The organism is Roseibium sp. AWQ4_254, assembly GCF_056161025.1.
Genome location: NZ_JBSWYH010000012.1, coordinates 14,747 through 36,575 on the forward strand (window position 1 = coordinate 14,747; position 21,829 = coordinate 36,575).

13 protein-coding genes are annotated in these 21,829 nt (G+C 58.4%); 7 read left to right on the forward strand and 6 right to left on the reverse strand.

Annotated elements, in window-relative coordinates; all coding sequences use genetic code 11:
• Positions 1-33: 33 nt before the first annotated feature.
• The gene (locus ACXAIC_RS10860; protein WP_475177785.1) at positions 34-708 is read left to right on the forward strand and encodes an HD domain-containing protein; all 675 of its coding nucleotides are present in this window, start codon (positions 34-36) and stop codon (positions 706-708) included.
• A 3-nt stretch (positions 709-711) separates the two neighbouring features.
• Here ACXAIC_RS10860 and ACXAIC_RS10865 read toward each other — a convergent pair whose 3' ends face one another.
• Together ACXAIC_RS10865 and ACXAIC_RS10870 are read right to left on the reverse strand one after the other, a co-directional pair.
• Positions 712-2,217, reverse strand: coding sequence for a tyrosinase family protein (locus ACXAIC_RS10865; RefSeq protein ID WP_475177788.1), 1,506 nt, complete (start codon positions 2,215-2,217; stop codon positions 712-714).
• Between the two features lie 566 nt (positions 2,218-2,783).
• Entirely contained in the window at positions 2,784-6,059 is a 3,276-nt protein-coding gene (locus ACXAIC_RS10870) for an AsmA-like C-terminal domain-containing protein (RefSeq protein ID WP_475177790.1), read from the reverse strand.
• A gap of 229 nt (positions 6,060-6,288) precedes the next feature.
• Here ACXAIC_RS10870 and bcp point away from each other — a divergent pair, with 229 nt between their 5' ends.
• The 3 genes from bcp to ACXAIC_RS10885 all read left to right on the forward strand — a co-directional run bounded on the left by bcp (position 6,289) and on the right by ACXAIC_RS10885 (position 9,068).
• Entirely contained in the window at positions 6,289-6,756 is a 468-nt protein-coding gene (gene bcp, locus ACXAIC_RS10875; protein WP_475177793.1) for a thioredoxin-dependent thiol peroxidase, read from the forward strand.
• Positions 6,757-6,787: 31 nt separating this feature from the next.
• A complete protein-coding gene (locus ACXAIC_RS10880) occupies positions 6,788-7,624 on the forward strand; it encodes a ferritin-like domain-containing protein (protein WP_475177796.1) in 837 nt (278 codons plus the stop codon).
• Positions 7,625-7,715: 91 nt separating this feature from the next.
• Positions 7,716-9,068 (forward strand): M23 family metallopeptidase, encoded by a 1,353-nt coding sequence (locus tag ACXAIC_RS10885; protein WP_475177799.1) that lies wholly within the window; start codon positions 7,716-7,718, stop codon positions 9,066-9,068.
• A gap of 81 nt (positions 9,069-9,149) precedes the next feature.
• Here ACXAIC_RS10885 and prfB read toward each other — a convergent pair.
• The 3 genes from prfB to ACXAIC_RS10900 all read right to left on the reverse strand — a co-directional run bounded on the left by prfB (position 9,150) and on the right by ACXAIC_RS10900 (position 14,393).
• A protein-coding gene (prfB, locus tag ACXAIC_RS10890) for a peptide chain release factor 2 (protein ID WP_475178300.1) occupies positions 9,150-10,281 on the reverse strand; the annotation gives its coding sequence in 2 pieces (ribosomal slippage) (positions 9,150-10,211 and positions 10,213-10,281; 1,131 coding nt in all).
• 178 nt (positions 10,282-10,459) lie between these two features.
• Positions 10,460-12,904 (reverse strand): penicillin-binding protein 1A, encoded by a 2,445-nt coding sequence (locus tag ACXAIC_RS10895; RefSeq protein ID WP_475178303.1) that lies wholly within the window; start codon positions 12,902-12,904, stop codon positions 10,460-10,462.
• Positions 12,905-13,091: 187 nt separating this feature from the next.
• On the reverse strand, positions 13,092-14,393 hold the full coding sequence (locus tag ACXAIC_RS10900) for an N-acetylmuramoyl-L-alanine amidase (RefSeq protein ID WP_475177802.1): 1,302 nt from the start codon (positions 14,391-14,393) through the stop codon (positions 13,092-13,094).
• A 673-nt stretch (positions 14,394-15,066) separates the two neighbouring features.
• On the opposite strand from ACXAIC_RS10900, the gene ACXAIC_RS10905 reads away from it, so the two are divergent.
• Entirely contained in the window at positions 15,067-17,937 is a 2,871-nt protein-coding gene (locus ACXAIC_RS10905; RefSeq protein WP_475177805.1) for an Rne/Rng family ribonuclease, read from the forward strand.
• 119 nt (positions 17,938-18,056) lie between these two features.
• Here the strand turns inward: ACXAIC_RS10905 and ACXAIC_RS10910 are convergent, their stop codons facing one another.
• Positions 18,057-19,220, reverse strand: coding sequence for a pyridoxal phosphate-dependent aminotransferase (locus ACXAIC_RS10910; RefSeq protein ID WP_475177809.1), 1,164 nt, complete (start codon positions 19,218-19,220; stop codon positions 18,057-18,059).
• 281 nt (positions 19,221-19,501) lie between these two features.
• Here ACXAIC_RS10910 and ACXAIC_RS10915 point away from each other — a divergent pair, with 281 nt between their 5' ends.
• Both ACXAIC_RS10915 and ACXAIC_RS10920 read left to right on the forward strand, forming a co-directional pair.
• Positions 19,502-20,923 carry a M48 family metalloprotease gene (locus tag ACXAIC_RS10915; protein ID WP_475177812.1) on the forward strand — a complete coding sequence of 474 codons (1,422 nt, stop codon included), beginning with the start codon at positions 19,502-19,504 and terminating at the stop codon, positions 20,921-20,923.
• Between the two features lie 73 nt (positions 20,924-20,996).
• Positions 20,997-21,785, forward strand: coding sequence for a DsbA family protein (locus ACXAIC_RS10920; protein WP_475177816.1), 789 nt, complete (start codon positions 20,997-20,999; stop codon positions 21,783-21,785).
• The last annotated feature ends 44 nt before the right edge of the window (positions 21,786-21,829 follow it).

Here is a 21,829-nt window from a genome sequence, read left to right on the forward strand (position 1 = left end):
CTTCACAGATGCAGTCTAACCCGACGCTCATTTATGATGGCGGCTCCTGCTTTTTTGGCATCTGGTTCGCTATCCTTTTCTGAGTCAACTCGCAGTCGTGATTTTACTCTACCTGACAGCATTTTAGAGATTAATCTGCCAAGCACTCATCTTGCACGAGACGCAGCGCATATCATGTTCGAAGCCGCTCCCCGAACAGTGTTTAATCACTGTCTTAGAACCTTTGTTTTGGGGATGATGGACGCACAAAGAAGAGGGTTGGATGTCGATGTTGATGTCGTTTTTCATGCATCGATACTCCACGATCTTTGTCTAACACCAACCTATCCCGGAAATCCTGACAGGACTTTCGAAGAAAATTCTGCTGAGTTTGCCGCTGCTTTTGCCCGAGCAGCAGGCCTTTCGGATCGTCGTGCAGAAAATGTCTACCAAGCTATATTGTTACATGCGGGCAGAGCACGTGATCGCGGTCCAGACATAGAATTCGTAATGCATGGGGCTCGACAAGATGTAGTTGGCCCGAGACCTGAAGAGCTTTCAGATTCTCAAGTTCAAGCAGTGGAGAGGGAAGTTCCGCGGCTGGATTTTAAAGTAAAATTCCTCTCCGTGCTTAAAAACCACGCCGCTAGAACCAACCAACCCGGCTGGACCAGCTCTTTTGCTCAAAATCCACCATTAGAGTTTTTAAACAACCGCTGGTCTTCTTAAGGGTTACTCGATAACAAGTTCCACTTCCCCAATCTGAACCACGTCCCCGTCATCTAGGTACCGGGTAAAGCTCGAAACAAAAATCCTATCTTCCGACCGAAGGACATCTAATATCTCATTCGAGGCTTCAAACGAATATTCCTCATAAGTGACGGTTTCCGCGTCCGTAGGAATTGTGTTGATGGTGCCAAGGTAGCGGCTTCCTTCTCTCAAAGTATCGAAGTCTGGCTCTTCTACGTTTATGAAAAAGTTCACCTGTGAATTTTTGCCAGGCAGCACTATGTCACGCAGCACTAATCTCGCGGTCGGAGGCGCGGTTCTGCTGAATGAGAAGCTTTGAAAATCACTCAGCTTGTCACCCGAGCTATCTGCAATAAAGCTGTCAGTAATATTGCGCGCTGTTTCACTCAGCTCAAACGCAGAGGTGGCGCCTTGACCGCTGGACACTTCTAGTCCACCGAGTGAGAAGGACTGTGATGGTGGTGATACTTGCATCTCGATGCGTGTGAGCGCGGAATCAGCAATGCTTGATTGAGAAAGTGCAACTAGACCGGAAAACGGATCATCAGTTTCAATCTCCGGAACTTCGTCATAAATGAAACCAAGCTCTTCACCATCAACATCCACAATTCTTGAAGTATCCACCATGTCAGCGGCGCGATATCGATAGATGCGGTCATTGTCGAATGCAAACTCAAAAATCTGATCCTTCCATGCCGTTGGGGCACTAACGAACCAATCCTCGGGCGCTCTATTTATCTTCCAAAGCTCCAACATACGATCAACATTTGAGTGATGCGAATAAAAACATGGATCGAGCGAGGAGGTATTCAGGCTCGCCATATCTCCCCCAACCCAATTATGAATCCCGGCATGTCCCTGACCCTCAGGCATACCAGCTCTTCGGTTCAATGGATCGTAATCTCCACCAAAAAAGCTCTGACCTGGATGATACGCGTTTCGTGTGTCGTAGTTACTAATCTCTCCATTGCGTCCCCGGTCGCCATTTACTATCGGTCTTTGTGGGCTACCGGGGCCTTCCGACCCTTCACCAAATTTTCTGCCCGGGTGATTGAGCGGACCCATAGTAAATGCCGAGGGCAAACCGTCTGAGTTGAACCAATTCCAATAAGGCAGTGACACGATCTTGTCTGAATGCTCCTGTAAAATCCGCTCGTAGGTTGCTAGATAAGCTCGGTGCCACATTATGAAGCGCCAGTTCCAATGTACCTCTTTGCTTCCGGCTCCCGTAGCGCAAAAAGCATCATGAAAGTTGGTGACTTTGTCCCAAAGCAGCGGCGACGTTTTCTTAGTTTCGGTGATTGCATCCATGTAGACAACGAGATCAGGGGCAGGCGTACCATCTGCCGCAACAAGACCATGTATCTCGCGCCGAATACGAGAAACTCCTTGAGCGGAAGCTTGTTTTGCTCCGACATTCATCAGATAAGGCGCTGAAGCCATTGCAGCACCACCGATCAACACGTTACGTCGGCTAATCCTATTCAACTTTTTTCCTCCAAAAACTAAAAATTAGAACGTTAATATTTTTATTGATCAAGGTTGCAGTATAACAGAAATACACCTATCGCTAAAGAGCGGAAGCATGACTTCTCAAAAGAGCCTTTCCGCGAAGCGCGGGGAAACGACCGTTGGTAACAGAGCCCCTTCAGTCAAAGCCGACTTTGGCGCAGCCGCTGTGAAAGGCAAGCATGTCCCACACTCAAGCAGTTCGCCATCCAACTTTGCAAATTCCGCTTTCTGCACATTGCTGTCACAGAGGCCTGGTGCAGCACCTGTCAAAGTGGGCTCGGAGCGGTGATTGGCTGCGCTGAAACCAAATGACCGCTTAGGGCTGAGAGCAGTAATCCGACGCTCTGAGCAGAACGGCAACAACGTCCGCTTTGCTGCCGTTTGTTCACGTCGCGGCGAATGCCCGGTTCCCGTGCAGCTAGCGGCAGTTTCTTAACTGTTTCAGATTTCTGAAACATGTCCGAACCCCGAAAGCCCCACTGGACCAAGGGGGTCGGCTCAATCTTTTGCTATGCGGCCACATTTAGGTTAGGGGCTGGGGGTCAGCCCCGGTTTTTGGCGTTCGGCTGAAATTCAAACATGCGCCGGAAAATCCCCGGTGCAATGGCCGAGATCGGATTGACCGTCAGCACCGGATCGGAGACCGCGCCGGACAGGCGGTAAGTCACCCCGATCAGCCCTTCACCCGTATTGCCGCCAAGCGCAAAGCCCAGAAGCGGGATCTTGGTGAAGAAGTTATTGAGCGCATAAATCGGTACAAAGGTGCCACTCAAGGCCAGGGTCTGGCTGTTGAGATCCACCGTTCCGCTGACCGTGCCGCCCAGCACATTGCCCTGAAGGGCGCCGCGAATGATCGTCAGCACATCGCCTTCCCGGGAAAAATTGATATCCATTGTGTCAAAACTGGCGGACCCGTCCGGGCTGCGCGCGGACTGGATGCTGCTATCCGGATTCAGGTTGTCTTTTTCCCGCTGCCGGATGCGCTGGATGGCCGGATCTTCGGTGATGCGCAGCGAACGCACCTTGAAATCCCCGGCCCAGCTGTCCTCATCAGCCATGGCGACACTCAAGACGCCGCTCCCGCCCTCCATGCGCTCATAGAGGTCAAGGAATTTTAGCGTCGCCCCGGTATCGGCAAACCGGCCGCTGGCCAGCTGGCTGTCGCCCTCTTCCGTCACCTTGAACTCAAAGCTGGACCGGCCGTTGACCTGCCCGCTGACATCAGCTGTGCGCAAGCCCTTGCGTCCGGTTTCCACCCGCCCGGAGAACCCTTGAATGGTCTGATTGTTGAAGCCGGTGACCCGGTCGATATCCGCCGCGATGCGCGCACCATCGGAAAAATCGCCCTCGCCCTTGCTGCCCCCCGGACTGCGCAGGCTCTGGATCAGGCCTCGCCCGTCAAAAGAGGTGCCGGTAAAAACGATATCGTACCGCCCGCTGCCGGTGCGCTGCAGTTCCACTTCAGCGTCGTCGCCCGCCCGCAAACGGAATGTGCTGAAAGAAGCGTCCACCAGCTCGCCGCTTTCAGACAACCGCAAGCTTCCGGCAACATCCGTGCCTTCCGACGTCAGCCGGAAGTCGCGCACCATCTGACCTTTATTCGTCTCAATCAGCTTGAAAACAGCCTTCGCCGGAACACCTTTGGCCTTCAGCCAGCCGAGCGCCTCCAGACGCAGTTCGCTCTGCTTCATGTCCACGGAGAATTGCTGACCGTCCCCGCCGCCGCTGACGCTCAGCACCAGAGGCCCCTTGACGAAGGCCGTCAGGTCAATACCCTTTTCTTTCAGCTGATCGGCTGTGACGGACACGACCACATCCTGTTTGCCCGCAACTCCGGAATTCCCCAAAGGTTCGATCAGGTCGATATCCGCCTGAAGCCCGTCCAGAATGCCTTTTCCGGTGATCGCCACCTGGTCGGGATTCGCAGAAATCTTCACATCAGCCTTTTCAATCGTGTGGCCCATGATCGGGTTGGAATCGGTGAAACCGTTGAGTTCGCCTGCAACAGACCAGTCGATATCCTCAACCGCAATGCCGGGAGCCAGCGGGAATTCTGCCGTGACATCCATGCTGCCGGTTCCGGTGGCCCCACCGCGCTTCAAGCCCGCCCGCTCCAGGACATCCAGCGGATCGCTATCGGCAACGGCAGCCAGTTCATTGGCCGTCCCGCTGATCAGGGCGGAGACCTTCGCGGTCTTCCCATCTCGAAGCGGCAGGTGAAAAATCTCAAACACGCCTTTTGGAACCGTGACCTCGCCCCCCGTTGAGGCGGTCGCAACGCCATCCCTGGCGGCCACGGTCAGGATCTCATCCTTCACGGTCAAGGTGCCTGCAAGACCCCTGACTTCCGGCAAATTGCCAAAGGGTGTCACCGCCCCGCCTTCAAACGTCATGTCCATGCGCATGTCGTTTCCCGACCAGCCCGCATCCGGGTCCCGGTGATTGAAGGCTGGTGGCCGGATCGCTCCGGTATAAGACACCTTGTTGATGAAACCCGCCTTGATGTTGTCGATGATCCATCGGCGCGCAGGCGGCACCAGCGTGATCGGCCAGACCTGCTTGGCTAGCGCGACGGGAATATTCTCCCCTTCCGCAGCCAGCGCAAGATAGGGACCGTCAGACGAAATTTGCAGGCTTGCAACGCCCTGGGCAACCGCCTTGCCCGCTTTCATGACGAACCGGTCGACAGACAGAAGCCGTTCAACGGGATCGAACCGCGCCTCAACCTTGACACCATCCAGCATTTGCGGGGGCTCTGGAATATCGGCCGACCCGAATTGCGGAAATTCAGAATCCAGTGAGATCTTCCAATGGCCGACCTCCTCCGTGTCCGGAGCAACCCGGCCGGTGAAGAAAATCCGGCTTTTGCCGCGTATGACATGTGACCGGGTGATCTCAATGGCGTCCCGTCCGGCCCTGAACAACACAGAAAGCGCAGCGTCATCAAAAGCAACAATGGTTCGGCCCAATTGAAACCAGCCGTCGCGCACGCGCGCCACCGCATTGGCCGAAATGAAATGGCCCTCGCCATCCAGTTTCGCTTCCAATTTCGCAGATGCAGGCAGGCCAAGCCCCTTGCCCTGTTTCTTCAACGCGTCCGGCCCCAGAAGCTCGGCCAGGGTAATGCCATTGACCACCACACCGATATTCTTTTGCGCGCTGCCTTGCGGTGCGCTTCGGACCAGTTGCAAGCGCCAAGTCGAAACGGCCCCGGCCACACGGGCGCTGGCGCGGATCACCCGGTTGTCGCTTCTTAGGATGTTGGCATTGATGCCGGGGAACCTGCGCGGCATGGCGCCTTTCAGCTCGAAAGACCCGTTGCGGATGCTGACATATTTCAGTCCCCGCCGGGCAAACTGATCATCCACCACATCGCTGGTCCGGTCCACCGCTTCCAGAAGCGGTCCGATTTTGGGGACTTTCGCTGGCCCGCCCTTTAAGGTTACCTGGACTTGCGGCTGATCAAGAACCAGAGTCGTAAACCTGATCTTTCCGGAAAAAAGCGCATCCCGGTCCAGTTGCACCAGCAGCTGCGGCAGCGAGATGGTGACAGGGGCCGGCCCGCCAATCTCAAGATCCGCATTCTCAAGACTGATTTGAATGCCGCCGGGTTCAGTAAAATCGACCCGTGCCTCATCTACTGCCAGCGTGACAGGTCCTCGGGTTCCCTGAGATGCGATCAGACTTCCCAGAAACGGAATCCGCACAGGTCCGGAGGAAAACAGACTATAAAGACCGGCAAAGCAGCAGAGCAGCAGCGTGGCTGTAACCAGCCAGACGCTCTTGCGCCGAAGCAAAGCCTTGCGCGGCTTCTTCAACTTTTTGCTGCTGCCAGACCGTCGAAACAAATCGGCTCCATAGTTCCGTCTGACACGGTGTCTGTCAGGCGCTTCGGATGTGCACTTTTTCAAGTACTTGGTGTTCACGCATTGAACGAGTCGCCGCGTGTCCTATGATACGTCAAAAGCGGTCACAAAAGCGACCGCTCCTCCCCAGTTGAGGCCGGTCCCGGCAAAAACGCACAAACTTTGACAGAAGGATGGCAAGATGAGCGAATTGGCAGAGGGCAGCCCTGCCCCGGATTTCGATCTGGAGAGCGAAGGTGGCGGAAATGTGAGCCTGAGCGCCCTGAAAGGCAGACCGGCTGTTGTCTATTTCTATCCAAAGGACAACACCCCCGGCTGCACCAAGGAAGCGATTGCGTTCTCCGAACTGATGGAAGAGTTCCGCCAACTCGGCGTCACTATCATCGGAATTTCCCCGGATTCGGCCAAAAAACACGACAATTTTGTTGCCAAGCACAATCTGACCATCCGCCTTGGCGCCGATACGGACACCAAAACGGCTGAGGCCTATGGCGTCTGGGTCGAAAAATCCATGTATGGCAAAAAATATATGGGTGTGGAGCGTTCGACCTTTCTGGTCAACAAGGATGGCACCATTGCCAAGATCTGGCGGAAGGTGAAGGTGCCCGGCCATGCCGAGGCCGTTCTTGACGCCGCCCGCGCCCTCTGATCCCACCTCCCTCTCGCCCTGAATATCCTCCATGAGCCAGTCTTCACCTGATCCCGCGCCCACAACCCTGGTGGCGGGCGCCCGCGCCATTGTTGCTGCCGCCGACACGTCCGAAAAGGTCCGTTTGGCCTATACAGTCTCCAAAGCCTGGTTTCAGCGGGAGATCGCTTTGGGAACACAGGCAACAGACGGCGCCATGCCGGACCGTCCGGGACGGCCCGCAAAACCGGAGCTGCTTGCGCCCCGTGACATGCCCAAACGCAGCCTGACGGGCAAGGCCGGCCGCCTTGCCCTGATCCATTCTTTGGCACATATCGAGCTGAACGCGGTCGACCTGACCTGGGATCTGATCGGCCGCTTTCCCCATATCCGCCTGCCCCGGTCCTATTATGACGACTGGGTGCGGGTCGGGCTGGAAGAAGCCAAACATTTTTCCATGCTGGAAGACCGGCTCGCAAAGCTTGAGGCCGCCTATGGGGACATGCCGGCCCATGACGGGCTCTGGCAGGCCGCGCAGGACACCGGCCATGATCTTGCCGCCCGCCTTGCCATCATCCCGCTGGTCCTCGAAGCCCGGGGGCTCGACATCACCCCGCCCATGATTGAAAAGGCCCGGGCGATCGGGGATGAAGACACCGCCAAGTGCCTGGATATCATTTACAGGGATGAGAAAAACCACGTTGCCTTTGGCGCCAAATGGTTCCGCTTTTTGTGTGACCGGCAGGGAATCAGACCGGAACCGGCCTTCCACGGTTTCGTGCGCAAGCACTTCAGAGGCGCCCTGAAACCACCATTTAATGACCGCGCCCGTTCCGAGGCAGGGCTAACCTCCGGATTTTACAAGCCTCTTGCACCACTCGCGGGATAATTTTAATGCGGTTGCAGACGATTTATTAACCTTACCAAACTCTAATCATCCTCAGTTCTTTTTGCAGAATGCAGCCAGTGACTGAGTGAAGATGATCCAGCGGCAGAAACAGACGCGACCTTATCAAGCGGGCAGACCAGCGGCAGAAAAACCGTCTCCGGCCCGGACCACCTATCATCTGCGTCCGGTGCATCTGATTTGCGGGGCCCTGGCCTGTGTGAGCGCCACTCTGGCCGTGACAGGGTCGATCGGGTATTCCCTCGTCCGGTCTGACGTGATGGCCGATGCCTCGGCACAGCGCACGGAGCTGGTTCATGAGTATCAGGATCATATCGACCGGCTAAGAACCGAGATCGAAAAATTGACCAGCCGCCAGATGGTCGACCGGGAAACGGTCGAGATCCAGGTCATGGATGTGCTGCGGCGGCAACAGGATCTGAACCAGCGCCACGCAATCGTGGCAGATCTGGTGGCCCGCGCCGAGCATGCGGGCATTTACCTGAGTTCCGGCAACCCCTTGCCGCCTCCCAAGCCGTCCCTGGATGCGCGCGGTCTCACGACCGCCGCCCGGGACGACAGTTCGGCCATTGGCGGGGAAAGCGAGCTGATAGCTGAGCCGGTAAAGGCTCTGGGTCTCAGGGAAAGCTCTTCGGGCACTCCTGATCCACTTGCCATTTTACAGCAGACATCAGGCAGTTCCTCAGCCAAGACGACGGCAACTGGAAAGGGCTCAAAAAAAAACTCTGAAAAACAGGCTGCGCTTGACGCCCTGAAGGTCAATATTTCCGAGATGGACGCGGAAAGCACCGCCGCTGTCGACGCCATTGCCCTTGCCACGGAAACCCGTATTGAAGACATTCTGGCCGTCACAGCCAGCATAAGCCCAGCTGTGAACGCGGCGTTGCGCAAAGACAGCGCCATTGGCGGGCCCTTTGCCCCAATAACCCCGAATACCTTTCCCAATCGCCTGGAGCGCGCCGACAAAGCCCTGAAGACATTTCGCAGGGTAAAATTCACGGCCCTCCGGCTGCCGGTCAAACGCCCTGTACGCAACAGTTCCGTTTCCAGCACGTTCGGCCCAAGGGTAGATCCGTTCCTTAAACGTCTGGCCATGCACACGGGGATCGATTTCAAGGCTCCTTATGGTGCCCGCATCTATGCGACGGCACCCGGCACCGTCAAAAGTGCCCGCTGGCACGGAGGCTATGGCCGTTTGATCGAGATCCGTCATGCCAACGGCTTCATCACCCGCTATGCCCACCTGAGCAAATTTCAGGTGAAGGAAGGCGACCATGTTCTGGCCGGGGACCTGATTGGCAATGTCGGCTCAACCGGCCGTTCCACCGGCCCGCATCTTCACTATGAAATCCGCCGCGGCGAAAAGCCGGTTGATCCGGCGAATTTCCTGAAAGCAGGCGAGAAACTGTCCGAGATGTCTTTGTGAAAACGGGGCCGTCCGGCCCCGCTCTCTTTTTTGATAAATTGATTTCAGAAGTCCATAGAAGCCCATGAAATAAAATCATTATCAATCGATATCACTTACCTCAACCTCATCGCCGCCAAAGACCCGCTGAGCCAAGGCTGCTTCCATGAACTTGTCGAGATCCCCATCCAGAACATCGCCCGGAGACGTGCTTTCCACCCCCGTGCGCAGATCCTTCACAAGCTGATAGGGCTGCAACACGTAGGAGCGGATCTGGTGGCCCCAGCCAATATCGGTCTTGGACGCGGCTTCAGCGTTGGCTGCCTCTTCCCGCTTTTTCAGCTCGGCCTCATAGAGCCGTGCCTTCAGCATGCCCCAGGCGGTTGCACGGTTCTTGTGCTGAGAACGTTCGGACTGGCACTGAACAACAATACCCGTCGGCTGGTGCGTGATGCGGACGGCAGAATCGGTCGTGTTGACGTGCTGCCCACCGGCGCCGGAGGCCCGGTAGGTATCGATCCGGCAGTCGCTTTCATTGACATCGATCTCGATGGAATCATCGATCACCGGATAGACCCAGGCGCTTGAGAAACTCGTATGCCGCCGGGCGTTGCTGTCATAAGGCGAAATGCGCACAAGGCGGTGCACGCCGGATTCGGTTTTCAGCCAGCCATAGGCATTTTCGCCCTTGATCAGGAGGGTCGCCGACTTGATGCCTGCTTCTTCGCCGTCATTATATTCCAGCAACTCGACCTTAAAGCCATGCTGTTCGGCCCAACGGCGGTACATGCGCAGCAACATGGACGCCCAGTCCTGGCTTTCCGTACCACCAGCCCCGGAATTGATTTCCAGATAGGTGTCGTTGCCATCTGCTTCCCCGGACAGAAGCGAATTGAGCTGCAGCGTGTTGACCTTGTCCTTCAGGCCGCGCAGCGCCTCTTCCGCCTCGCCGATCACCGAGGCATCATCTTCCATCTCGCCCAGTTCGATCAGCTCTATATTATCCGCAAGATCCTGTTCCAATTCCTTGACGCCGGAAATGCCGTCATCGAGCTGCTGGCGCTCGCGCATCAGCTTCTGGGCCTTGGAGGGATCGTTCCAAAGTTCGGGATCTTCGGAAAGCGCGTTCAGTTCGTCCAAACGGACCAAAGCCTGATCCCAGTCAAAGATGCCTCCTCAGCAGGCTTATGGCCTGCTTGATTTCATCGACGATGGCTTCCATCTCGGCGCGCATCGGATACCTCGCTTGTTTCAAGTGAAGCGGCCCGGCTTCCTCAAGAAGCACCGGGCCGTAAATTGGAGCGGGAATTTAGCCGGGCCGGTTGGCGGTGTAAACCAGGTAAATAGCCTGCCCGGCAACCTCAGGCCCTTGGCGGCCCGAGGGGCCGGGTCCAAGGGGCTAATAAGGGGGCTCAGTAAAGCCCGCCGGTACCGTCTGTCACCGCTTCCTGGGCTTCCGGGGACACAACATGGGACACCCCCATGGAGTCCTGAAAGTCGATCACCGCATAGCTGTCATTGGGCGCCATACCGGGTTTGAAGGCCTCCAGAATGGCCCCGGGGGAGCCCGGCGCGGCCCGGAGCCCCGTTCTGCGGTTGATGGCAATCAGCTGCAACCCGCGTGGCACGCGGAATTCCACCGGCGGCTTGCCAGCCAGGGCTTCCTTGACGAATTCTGTGAAGATCGGCGCAGCCACCTGACCGCCGGTTGCCCCGCGCCCCATGGGTTTGGGCGTGTCATAGCCGACAAAAACCCCAACGGCGAGGTCGGGCGTGAAGCCCATGAACCAGGCATCCTTCTCGTCATTGGTGGTGCCGGTCTTGCCAGCGACTGGCCGGCCGACCGCGCGCACTGAGGTTGCCGTGCCCCGCTGAACCACCCCTTCCATCATGGAGGTGATCTGATAGGCGGTCATCGGATCAAGCACCTGTTCGCGGTTGTCGATCAGAGTCGGCTCGTCCTGGCCTTCCCAGACATCCTGGGTGCAGCCATCACAGATCCGGCTGTCATGTTTGTAAATGGTGCGGCCATAGCGGTCCTGAATACGGTCGATCAGGGTCGGGCGGACCTTCTTGCCCCCATTGGCGATGGTCGCATAGGCCGTTGTCATGCGCAGAACGGTCGTTTCCCCTGCCCCCAGCGACATGGAGAGCACCGGCAGCATATTGTCATAAATGCCGAAGCGCTTGGCATATTCGGCGACCAGCGGCATGCCCATATCCTGCGCCAGACGCACGGTCATAACGTTCCGCGACAGCTCGATACCGGTGCGCAGGGTCGACGGGCCATAGAACTTGCCGCCATAGTTTTGCGGCCGCCACGTGCCCAGACCCGGTCCCTGGCTGATTTCCAGGGGCGCATCCATGATCACCGATGACGGGGTGTAGCCATTGTCAAGCGCGGCCGCATAGAGGAACGGCTTGAAGGAAGATCCCGGCTGGCGGTAGGCCTGCGTCGCCCGGTTGAATTCGCTCTGCGCAAAGCTGAAACCACCGACCATGGCCAGAACACGGCCCGTATAGGGGTCCATGGCCACCAGCGCACCGGACACTTTCGGAATCTGACGCAATTCATAGGTGCCGGGCACCACCGGGCTTTCCTGCACATAAACCACATCGCCAGGGGCCAGCACATCCGACACCGCCTTCGGAGTGCGCCTGTCAACCCGCGCCCATTTCATGGTGTCGAGAGAAAGTTTGCCCGTGGTGCGCTCGTCAGACAGTTTGCCGCTGACGAGTTTTTTCGGCTGAATGCCAACCGTTGCCTCGTCGGTGCCGCTTTCCAGCACGACCGCCAGTTGCCACTCGGGCAGATCGCTGAGCGCTTCGATCTTGGCAAGGTCCACGCCCCAGTCGGCGCCAAGCGAAATCCGGTCAATCGGCCCGTTCCAGCTGCCGCGCTGATGGTCGAATTTGATCAGACCATCCATCAGCGCCTTGCGCGCGATCTTCTGCATTTTAGGATCAAGGGTCGAACGGACGGACAGACCGCCTTCATAAAGACGCTTGTCCCCATAAATGGACGCGACTTCGCGGCGCACTTCCTCAGTAAAATACTCGGCAGCGAACAGGCGTGTGCCGGATTTGCGCGGTTTGACCACAAGCGGCTTGGCTTTGGCTTCCGCGCCCTCTTCGGGCGTGACATAGCCATCGGCCACCATGCGGTCGATCACGTAGTTGCGCCGGGCAACTGCCCGTTTCTTGTGCCGGAACGGATGATAGTTGTTCGGCGCCTTCGGCAAGGCTGCCAGATAGGCCGCCTCTTCAAGGGTCAACTCGTTCACGGATTTGTCGAAATAGATCAGCGCGGCCGCAGCAATGCCATGCGCACCAAGGCCAAGATAGATCTCGTTGACATAAAGTTCGAGAATCTCGTCTTTCGTATAGGCCTGCTCAATCCGGAGCGCGAGAATCGCTTCCTTGATCTTGCGCACAATCGACAGGTCATTGGTCAGAAGGAAGTTCTTGGCGACCTGCTGCGTGATCGTGGACGCCCCTTCCGGACGGCGGCCGGACCCGTAATTCTGGATAAAGCGGACCGCCGCACGGGCGATACCTTCCGGATCAACGCCGATATGGGTGTAGAAGTTCTTGTCCTCGGCGGCAACAAAGGCCTGTTTCACCCGGTCCGGAATGGCCTGAATCGGCAGGAACATGCGCCGTTCCGTGGCATATTCTGCCATCAGGCTGCCGTCGGACGCATGCACGCGCGTCATTACGGGCGGCTCGTAGTTTTTGAGAGCCGTATAGTCAGGCAGGTCCTGATCGAGATGCATCAGGTACATCCACAGGCCTGCTGCCACCAGCAGGCCAAGGGCCGCACCAATCCCGAAGAGATAGCCGAAGAACTTCACCAAAAATTTCATGCTGCGGGCTCGTCTTTTCCCGTCCTTGCCGTTTCCGGTTTCTAACACGGAAAGCTTAAGACGGCACCCTCCGGCACCGTTTATCCCAATATCCTGTCAGCTACCTCGTGCACCAATATGGCGATGCTGAGGCAATTTCCAGTCAGGATCTTCAACTCTGGTGTTGTTTCCGTCCCTGCTACTGGGACGGCGCCAGCCCCTGACGCGCCAGTCTCGGCCGGAAAAAACCGTAAATCGCCTCTGTCATGGCCTTGGCCATGCGCTCCTGCCATTCATCCGTTACCAGCAGCTTTTCATCATATTCGTTGGACAGATAGCCCAATTCCACCAGAACCGAGGGCACATCCGGCGCTTTCAGGACACGGAACCCTGCGGACCGGTGCGGGTTGTTGATCAATCGGACCGCGCTTTTCAGCTCGTCCACCAGGGTCTTGGCAAAATAGCTTGAAAAGGTGCGCGTTTCCCGGCGCGCCAGATCCAGCAGGATGTCAGTCACATCGGTCGGCTCCTCAGCCAGATCCACACCGGCGATAACATCCGACATGTTTTCCCGTTCGGCCAGTTCGGCGGACAACTGGTCCGATGCCTTGTCCGACAAGGTGTAGACGGTCGAGCCGCGCGCAAATTTCTGCCCCCGGCGCACCGAATCGGCGTGAATGGAGATGAACAGATCCGCTGCAAGCTCGTGTCCGATCTCAACCCGCCGCCCAAGTGGAATGAACGTATCGTCGTCCCGCGTCAGATGCACTTCATAAAGGCCCGTTTCCTCCAGCTTGGCCCGCAACAGCTTGGAAAATTCAAGAACCACCGCTTTTTCCAATGTGCCGCCGACCCCGGTTGCACCATTGTCGATGCCTCCATGGCCGGGATCCAGCACGATCACAGGCTTGGTGTTGTGGCGCGAGGCGGTCAACCGGTCAGATTTGGAACTCTTGGCCTTGGCCGCCTTTCCGCCAGTTGCCAATTTGCGCGATTTCTGCACAAAGGTTTTGAATTCATCAGGCGACGCTTTCACCAGATCCATCACAAACCGGGCGGGCTGGTCGTCCACCGGCGGCAGAAAGAACGTCTTGTCGACCCGCACCGGTCCGGTCAGGTCCATGACTATTCGCGACTTTCCGGCCGCAAACAGCCCGTAGCGCCAGTCCTGGACCAGTCCCCGCCCCGGCTTGACCGCACCTTCGGGCAGAGAAAACGTGACTTCCGGAAGATCCAGGATCAACCGCTCGGGATCGGTGAGGCCTGAGACAACCGGTGTGATCTGCCGGTCCATATCCAAAACGAATCGCGTCCTGTCCTCGTCCCCAGCGACCCGGACGCCGATCACTTCCGGTGTGTCACCGCTTTTACCGGCCGCTCCGGCAGAGACAGCAGAAAAAGCAAAACAAAGGCCAAGGACCAGGGCAGCGAAGACGGCCCTGAGGAGGTCTTTTGAATCGATCAGGCATCCGGCCTGAGGTTTTGTCCCGTCTTTCTTCACAATCTCACCGGTTGCTGCACCCGCATTTTGCAGGTTTTACGCCCCTGACTGCCTGTCCTAAGACATCTTGGACCTGAGGAAAATGTCTTATACGTTTCACATTGCTTGCAAAGCGGATCTGCGGATCGTAAAAGTACCTTACGGATTTCGGTTCAAGACCGATACCTTCCCGGGTGACGAAGTCAGGAGACTATCCACAGCGTCATGGCATTCCCGGGCGCTTGAGCGATGGGACAGAGGCCGTTCTATCCTCCTTTATCAAGAGCGCCAGAATGCGTCCGGAGACTGTATCGGACCTTCTTTGGAACCGCACCGCCCCGTTTCGGCCGGTCTGTTAAAAAACAGAGTTATCCACGGGGCGCTCAGGCGGAAGGCAAAGGCGAACCGGTCCGGACCGGAAGCAGATGCAGCGGCGAGCCCCTCCCTGTGACCCCGGAATTGTACAACGACTTAACTCAAGGGCCTGCGTTGCCCCGAAGGACCCGCGCGATGCAAATAGTGATCAACAACCAGCAAGGCTCCGCTCAAGCGGCCGCTTGTGTTGATCACACGACCGCGCCGGGCGCAGACGCCCTTTTCAAACATAGCAAAACAAATACGGCAGCTCCTCTCCTTTCGGGCGGTGCGCGTTTACGACACGCGCCAAGCAACGCTGCCGTGGAGACTTTCAAGAATGGCAAACAAAATGCTGATCGACGCGGGCCACCCGGAAGAGACCCGGGTCGTCGTCGTACGTGGCAATCGGGTTGAAGAATTTGACTTTGAGGCTGCGAACCGGAAGCAGCTGCGCGGTAACATCTATCTGGCGAAAGTAACCCGGGTCGAACCTTCTCTTCAGGCCGCCTTCGTGGAATATGGCGGCAACCGACACGGCTTCCTCGCCTTCAGCGAAATCCATCCGGACTATTATCAGATCCCCGTCGCCGACCGGGAAGCGCTTCTGGCCGCCGAAGCCACCGAACGCCAGAAGGACGACGAAGCGGAGGAAAAGCCGAAGCGCCGTCGCAGATCACGTGCCGCCCGCAACGATTCGGCTGAGACTGTCGCCAGTGACAAGGTTGAAGAGGACGAGGCTGATTCGGATCAGGCCGCCGAGACTGCAACCGGCTCTGACGCAGATGCACAAGACGGCGCTGCCGAAACCGGCGAGCTGGCGGCCAAAGCCCCTGTTGACGAAACTGAAGCTGATGGTTCCCGGCCTGAGGACCAGGACGACGACGCGCCGTCTGAAATCTCCGAAGATGACGACATCTCTTCTGACGATGAAGAAGACGACGAGACCGGCGGCGAAGCGGACGAAGCTGAAAACGACGTATCGGATGAAGAGGACGAGCGTCCTTCCCGGGCCCGCAGCCGCCGTCGGCGCCGCAGCAGATCCTCTGATGACGAGGAAGATGCGGACAATGACGAGGACAGCGTTGAATCCGTTGGCGCCGAAGACGCCATGGAAGAGGTGCCGGAACGCGTTGTTCCGCCGCGCAAGCATTACAAAATCCAGGAAGTCATCAAACGCCGCCAGATCATTCTTGTCCAGGTCGTCAAGGAAGAACGCGGCAACAAGGGCGCGGCTCTGACCACGTATCTGTCTCTGGCCGGGCGCTATTCCGTGCTGATGCCGAACACCGCCCGGGGCGGTGGCATTTCCCGCAAGATCACCCAGCCGACCGACCGCAAGCGCCTGAAAAAGATCGCCTCCGAACTGGATGTGCCGGAGGGCATGGGCGTGATCCTGCGCACTGCAGGAGCCAGCCGCACAAAAGCCGAAATCAAGCGTGATTTCGAGTATCTTATGCGGCTTTGGGAAAATGTGCGCGAGCTCACGCTGAAGTCCAGCGCCCCCAGCCTCGTTTATGAGGAAGGCAGTCTGGTAAAGAGATCCATTCGCGATCTCTACAATAAGGACATCAACGAGGTTCTTGTCTCCGGCGATGAAGGCTACCGCGAGGCCAAAGACTTCATGCGCATGCTCATGCCGAGCCATGCCAAGAATGTGCAGCCTTACCGGGATCCCTCGCCGCTGTTCATCCGTTACGGGGTCGAACCGCAGCTGGATGCGATGTTCTCGCCGCAAGTCACGCTGAAATCAGGCGGGTATATCGTCATCAACCAGACGGAAGCGCTGGTTTCCATTGATGTGAACTCGGGCAAATCAACCCGCGAGCACAATATCGAAGACACCGCGCTTCAGACGAACCTGGAGGCGGCCGAAGAGGTCACCCGCCAGCTGCGCCTGCGCGATCTGGCTGGTCTGGTCGTCATCGACTTTATCGACATGGAAGAGTCGAAGAACAACCGGGCCGTCGAGCGCAAGCTGAAGGACTGTCTGAAGAACGACCGGGCCCGTATTCAGGTTGGCCGGATCTCCCATTTCGGCCTGCTGGAAATGTCGCGCCAGCGCATCCGCACAGGGGTTCTGGAAAGCTCCACGACCCCCTGCCCGCATTGCCAGGGCACCGGCATGATCCGTTCCGTGGAATCCGTTGCCCTGCATGTGCTGCGCTCCATCGAAGACAATCTTCTGAAAGGCGCGAGCCACAATCTGATCATCCGCACGACCACCCAGGTCGCGCTTTATATTCTCAACCACAAGCGCTCCAATCTGTTTGATCTGGAGACCCGCTTTGCCGTTGAGATCGAAGTCAGCGCGGATGAAATGGTCAACGGCCAGCTCTATGTGCTGGAGCGGGGCGCCCCGGTCGACCGGGACCGCATTCCGGTGCCTTCACCCATCGTCCAGCCGGACACCATCGAGATCATCGATGAAGACACCGAACAGCCGGTGATCGAAGACGAAGCCCAGGACGAGGCCAGGGACGAGGATGGCGGTGACCGCCGCCGCAGACGCCGCCGCAAGCGCCGCAGGGGCGGTGCTGACGGGGCACTGGACACCGGTTCGGAGACCGAGGATGGCGCACAGGCTGCCTCCGAGGGCAACAGTGCAGATGGCGACGAAGGGTCTTCCGAAGACCGTCAGGCCTCTGAAGACGATGGTAGTGATGAGCCGCGCCGCAAGCGCCGCCGCGGGCGCCGGGGCGGCCGCCGCGGACGCCGGAACGGGGATGGCAGCGAGCTGCAAGCCGATGAGGCAGCAGAGGGCGCAGAAGCAGGAGCTGTTTCCTCCGAGGACGCAAGCGAAGAAAGCTCTGCGCAGGAAGCGGACGCTGAAGACACCGGGGACACCGCTGCAGAATTGGTGAGCGCGGCGCCTGAAGCAGACACAGAGGCCGCGGCAGACAGCGGCGATGCGGATACTCAGGACGCTGTGGTTCAAGAAGACGTTGCGGACAGCACCGCTGTTGAGCCCTCCGCTGAACACGCACCGGACACCGTTGAGGCGACTGAAGAGCCCCAGGAAGACATCGTGGTTGACACCCCGACATCTGAACAGCCGGTTCCGACAGAAACCGCTACGGAAGAAGGTGAGGCTGCGGTCACCCCGAGCGCTCCGGCCGAACCTGTCGTGACGAGTGAAACCTCGGGCGATGACAAGGATGGCAAGGAAAAGCGCGTCGGCTGGTGGCAACGCGGCCGGTCCTTCTTCTGAGACGCTTGCTCAGATCAATCAATCACACAAAAGGCGGCCACAGGCCGCCTTTTTTTAAGTCTTCAATCACGCTGGATTTTCCCGCCAGCCTTTCTGCCCAAAGCCCGCGCTCCAAACCGTCAGGCAAGAAATTCTCCAAGCCGGGAGAGTGCCGTTTTCATGTCCGCTTGTGCGCCAGCAAAAGAAAAGCGGATGAAGTCAGATCCGTGCACCGGATCAAAATCGACCCCCGGTGTAGCAGCGATCCCGGCTCCCTCCAGCATCTGCCTGGCAAAGGCCAGACTGTCCCGGCTGTGCCGGCTGATATCGGCATAGATGTAAAACGCGCCATCCACCGGCAGCAGCCGGTCCAGACCGGCCTTGGGCAACCCCTCAAGCAGCAGGGCCCTGCTGGCCGCATAGCCTGCTTTGACCGTTTCCAGCTCTTCCTGCGCGCCAAGCGCGGCGGTTGCTGCAATCTGGGAGACTTCAGGCGCGGAAATATAAAGGCTCTGGGCGAGCCGCTCCGCAGGACGGACCAGATGTTCGGGCAGCACCATCCAGCCGATCCGCCAGCCGGTCATGCAGTAATATTTTGAGAAGCTGTTGATGACGATCACATTGCGGCTCGTCTCCAGAGCAGTCTTCTGCTCACCGGTATAGTGCAGGCCGTGATAGATCTCGTCCGAGAGGAACAGGATGGTCTCAGCCTCACAGAACCGGATCAGATCACTGAGCGCCTGCGCGCTCATCATCGTGCCGGTCGGATTGGCGGGACTGGCAACCAGAACGCCTTTGACCGGCCCCTCCTGCTGCGCCATCCGCAAATGCTCCGGTGTCAGGCACCAGCGTGTGTCTTCGCCAACCTCGACCTCCACCGGGACAAGACCAAGGGCTTTGAGAATGTTGCGGTAAGCGGGATAGCCCGGCGCGGTCAGAACGATCCGGTCGCCGGGGTCAAAGGCGGCCAGAAAGGCCAGATTGAACCCGGCCGACGACCCGGTGGTTACCATGATCTGGTCAGGGGAAACGCTGACCCCGTAGTCCCGCTGATAGAGATCGGCCAAGGCCGTGCGCAACGGCCGGATGCCCATGGCCTCCGTGTATCCAAGCCGCCCGTGGGTCAAAGCCGTTTGCGCGGCCGCAAGCGCCGCTTTGGGCGCGGGCGCGCAGGGTTGCCCCACCTCCATGTGAATGATGGACCGGCCCTCAGCCTCCAGCCGGGCCGCCTCAGCAAGCACATCCATGGCAATGAACGGCGCCACATCACTTCTTCTTGAGGGTTTGAACAGATTTTCGGTCATGAAACTTCCGCGCTTGCAGCAAAATGCCGATCACAGTTGGGAAAGACCCGTCCGGCCGGCCACTATCACATACGTTAGGGATAACAGGTCAGGCGACCCTATCGCGGATTTTCGGCCCCGGTGCAACAGGGACACACGAGGCAGGCCCAGTCACACAGCTATCGCCGCTGCGTCATCTTTCAAATTTGTCATGCAGCTATTCTTGACCGCCTGGTCACAGCTTCATAATTTCGCAGACACTCATTTTCGTGATCGGTATCCAAAAGGTCAGGAATTCAAGCTTGCCGCGTCTCGTGCCCGTCATCCGTTTTCCCAAATTGCAGTTGATGCGCGCGCGCGCTGCGCTTTCCGTACTGTGCGCAGCCGCCATCGCCCTGCCCGCCTTCACGGCTCCGGTCGCAGCGCAACGCGGCAGACTTCCCCTGATCCGGGATGCGGAAATCGAATCTCTCATGAGAGATTACGCAAAGCCGATCTTCAAGGCGGCGGGCATTGCCCATTCCGAGCCGCAGATCATCCTGGTCAATGACAAGAGGTTCAACGCGTTCGTGCCGGATTCCCGGCGCATGTTCATCAATATCGGCGTGATCATGGAAGCCGAAGCGCCGAGCGAAGTGATCGGCGTGATTGCCCATGAAACCGGGCATATTGCAGGCCGCCATCTGGTGCGGCTGCGCTCGGCCGCTGCCAATGCCCAGATCATTGCCGTGCTCGGCACCATCCTGGGGGCGGGCGCTGCCGCTGCAGGGGCGGCGTCCGGCTCCGGCCAGGCAGCCTCGGGCGGAGCGGCAGCGGCTGTCGGGGCCGGGTCTCTCGGCCAGAGGTCTCTGCTGGCCTATCAGCGCGGCGAGGAAGCCTCCGCCGACCGGGCCGCCCTGAAATATCTCGACGCCACCGGCCAGAGCGCGCGCGGCATGCTGAAGACCTTCAAGCGCATGTCGGAACAGCAGATGTTCTCGAAGAAGTTCGCAGATCCTTATGCCCAGAGCCACCCGATGGCCCAGGACCGCTACACCAGTCTTTTGAACGCTGCACAGAAATCGAAATATTTCAACGCACCGGAAGATTACGTGCTGCAATACCGGCATGACATGGCGCGCGCGAAGCTGTTTGCCTTCACCAGCCATCCCTCAGCGACCTTGCGCGCCTATCCGCGCAGCGACAAAAGCCCGCCAGCCCAATATGCCCGGGCCATTGCCGCCATGAAAAGCCGGGGCAAGGGGGCGGTCAAGGAAATCGATGCCCTGATCCGCTCCCAGCCCAACAACCCATATTATTATGAGTTGAAGGGCCAGGCCCTGATCGAAGGCGGGGACCCGAAGGGCGCCATCGCCCCCTTCCGCAAGGCCCTGTCCTTCAAGCCGGAAGAGCCGCAATTCCTGGTCTGGCTGGGCTATGCGCTGGTGGGGGCCAACACCCCGTCCTATCTGCCGGAGGCCGAGCGGGTTTTGAAACGCGCCATTCACCTGGACAAGAATTCCGGTGTGGCCTACAGCCAGCTTGCCATTGCCCATGGCCGCCAGGGCGAACGGGCCGAGGCGGATCTGGCCACCGCAAAGGGCCTGATGGTGCGGGGCGACTACGAAGCGGCCCGCCGCTATGCGGCCCGCGCTCAAAAAAGTTTGAAGCACGGATCCCCTGCATGGGTTCAAGCGGACGACATTGTAGCGTACAAACCTCCTAAACTGATGAATCGCCGCTAGGCTACGGCCTCTAAGGACACGCCACGCGCATGGAGGCGCCTTGAGCCAAAGGCCGCCTCCCAAGGAGATTTGAATGCCCCATCTCAGCCCTTCCCCCGTCCGCCTCGTTCCGGGCGCCGTTTTGCGCCTTCTGTCTGCGGCCGCGCTCCTTCTGGCCCTGATGGCGGGCTCCGTGTCCGCCCAGGACCTGTCCAAAGGGGACGTGGAAAAGATCGTCCGCGACTATCTTCTGGAAAATCCGGAAGTGATTGCCGACGCTTTGAAAGAACTGGAGCGGCGGGAACAGGCAGCTGAAGAAGCCGCACGTCTCCAGGCTCTGACAGACAGTGCCGACATTCTGTTCAACTCCACCCGCCAGGTTGTGCTCGGAAATCCGGAAGGCTCTGTCACCCTGGTGGAGTTCTTCGACTACAACTGCGGCTATTGCAAACGGGCCCATGGCGACATGGTCAAGCTGATGGAAGAAGATCCGGACCTGCGCATCGTGCTGAAGGAATTCCCGGTTCTCGGCCAAGGCTCGGTGGAAGCAGCCCAGGTGGCCATCGCGGTCAATTCGGTTGCCCCGGAAAAATATGGCGCGTTTCATGAGGCGCTGCTGCTCAGCCGGGGCCAGGCCAATATGGCCAGCGCGCTTGCTGCCGCAAGAGGGGCCGGCCTGTCAGACGACGATCTAAAGGCGGCAATGGCAACCGACGAAGCCAGCCAGACCATCGAGGAAGTCTATTCTCTGGCAAACCGTCTTGGCCTGACCGGCACGCCCTCCTATGTGGTGGGCAATGACGTGGTCATGGGCGCTGTCGGCTATGAGCAGCTCAGCAAGAAGCTGAAGGCCCTGCACAATTGCGGTCAGACGTCCTGCTGATCCAGGCCCGGAAGTCAAGCACACCACACTGCCTTGTTTTCGAA

Bases quoted from the DNA above. Each gene is read 5' to 3' on its own strand.
- bcp (WP_475177793.1), top strand. From the start codon at position 6,289: ATGAGCGAATTGGCAGAGGGCAGCCCTGCCCCGGATTTCGATCTGGAG.
- ACXAIC_RS10920 (WP_475177816.1), top strand. From the start codon at position 20,997: ATGCCCCATCTCAGCCCTTCCCCCGTCCGCCTCGTTCCGGGCGCCGTT.
- ACXAIC_RS10910 (WP_475177809.1), bottom strand. From the start codon at position 19,220: ATGACCGAAAATCTGTTCAAACCCTCAAGAAGAAGTGATGTGGCGCCG.
- ACXAIC_RS10880 (WP_475177796.1), top strand. From the start codon at position 6,788: ATGAGCCAGTCTTCACCTGATCCCGCGCCCACAACCCTGGTGGCGGGC.
- ACXAIC_RS10905 (WP_475177805.1), top strand. From the start codon at position 15,067: ATGGCAAACAAAATGCTGATCGACGCGGGCCACCCGGAAGAGACCCGG.
- ACXAIC_RS10885 (WP_475177799.1), top strand. From the start codon at position 7,716: ATGATCCAGCGGCAGAAACAGACGCGACCTTATCAAGCGGGCAGACCA.
- ACXAIC_RS10860 (WP_475177785.1), top strand. From the start codon at position 34: ATGATGGCGGCTCCTGCTTTTTTGGCATCTGGTTCGCTATCCTTTTCT.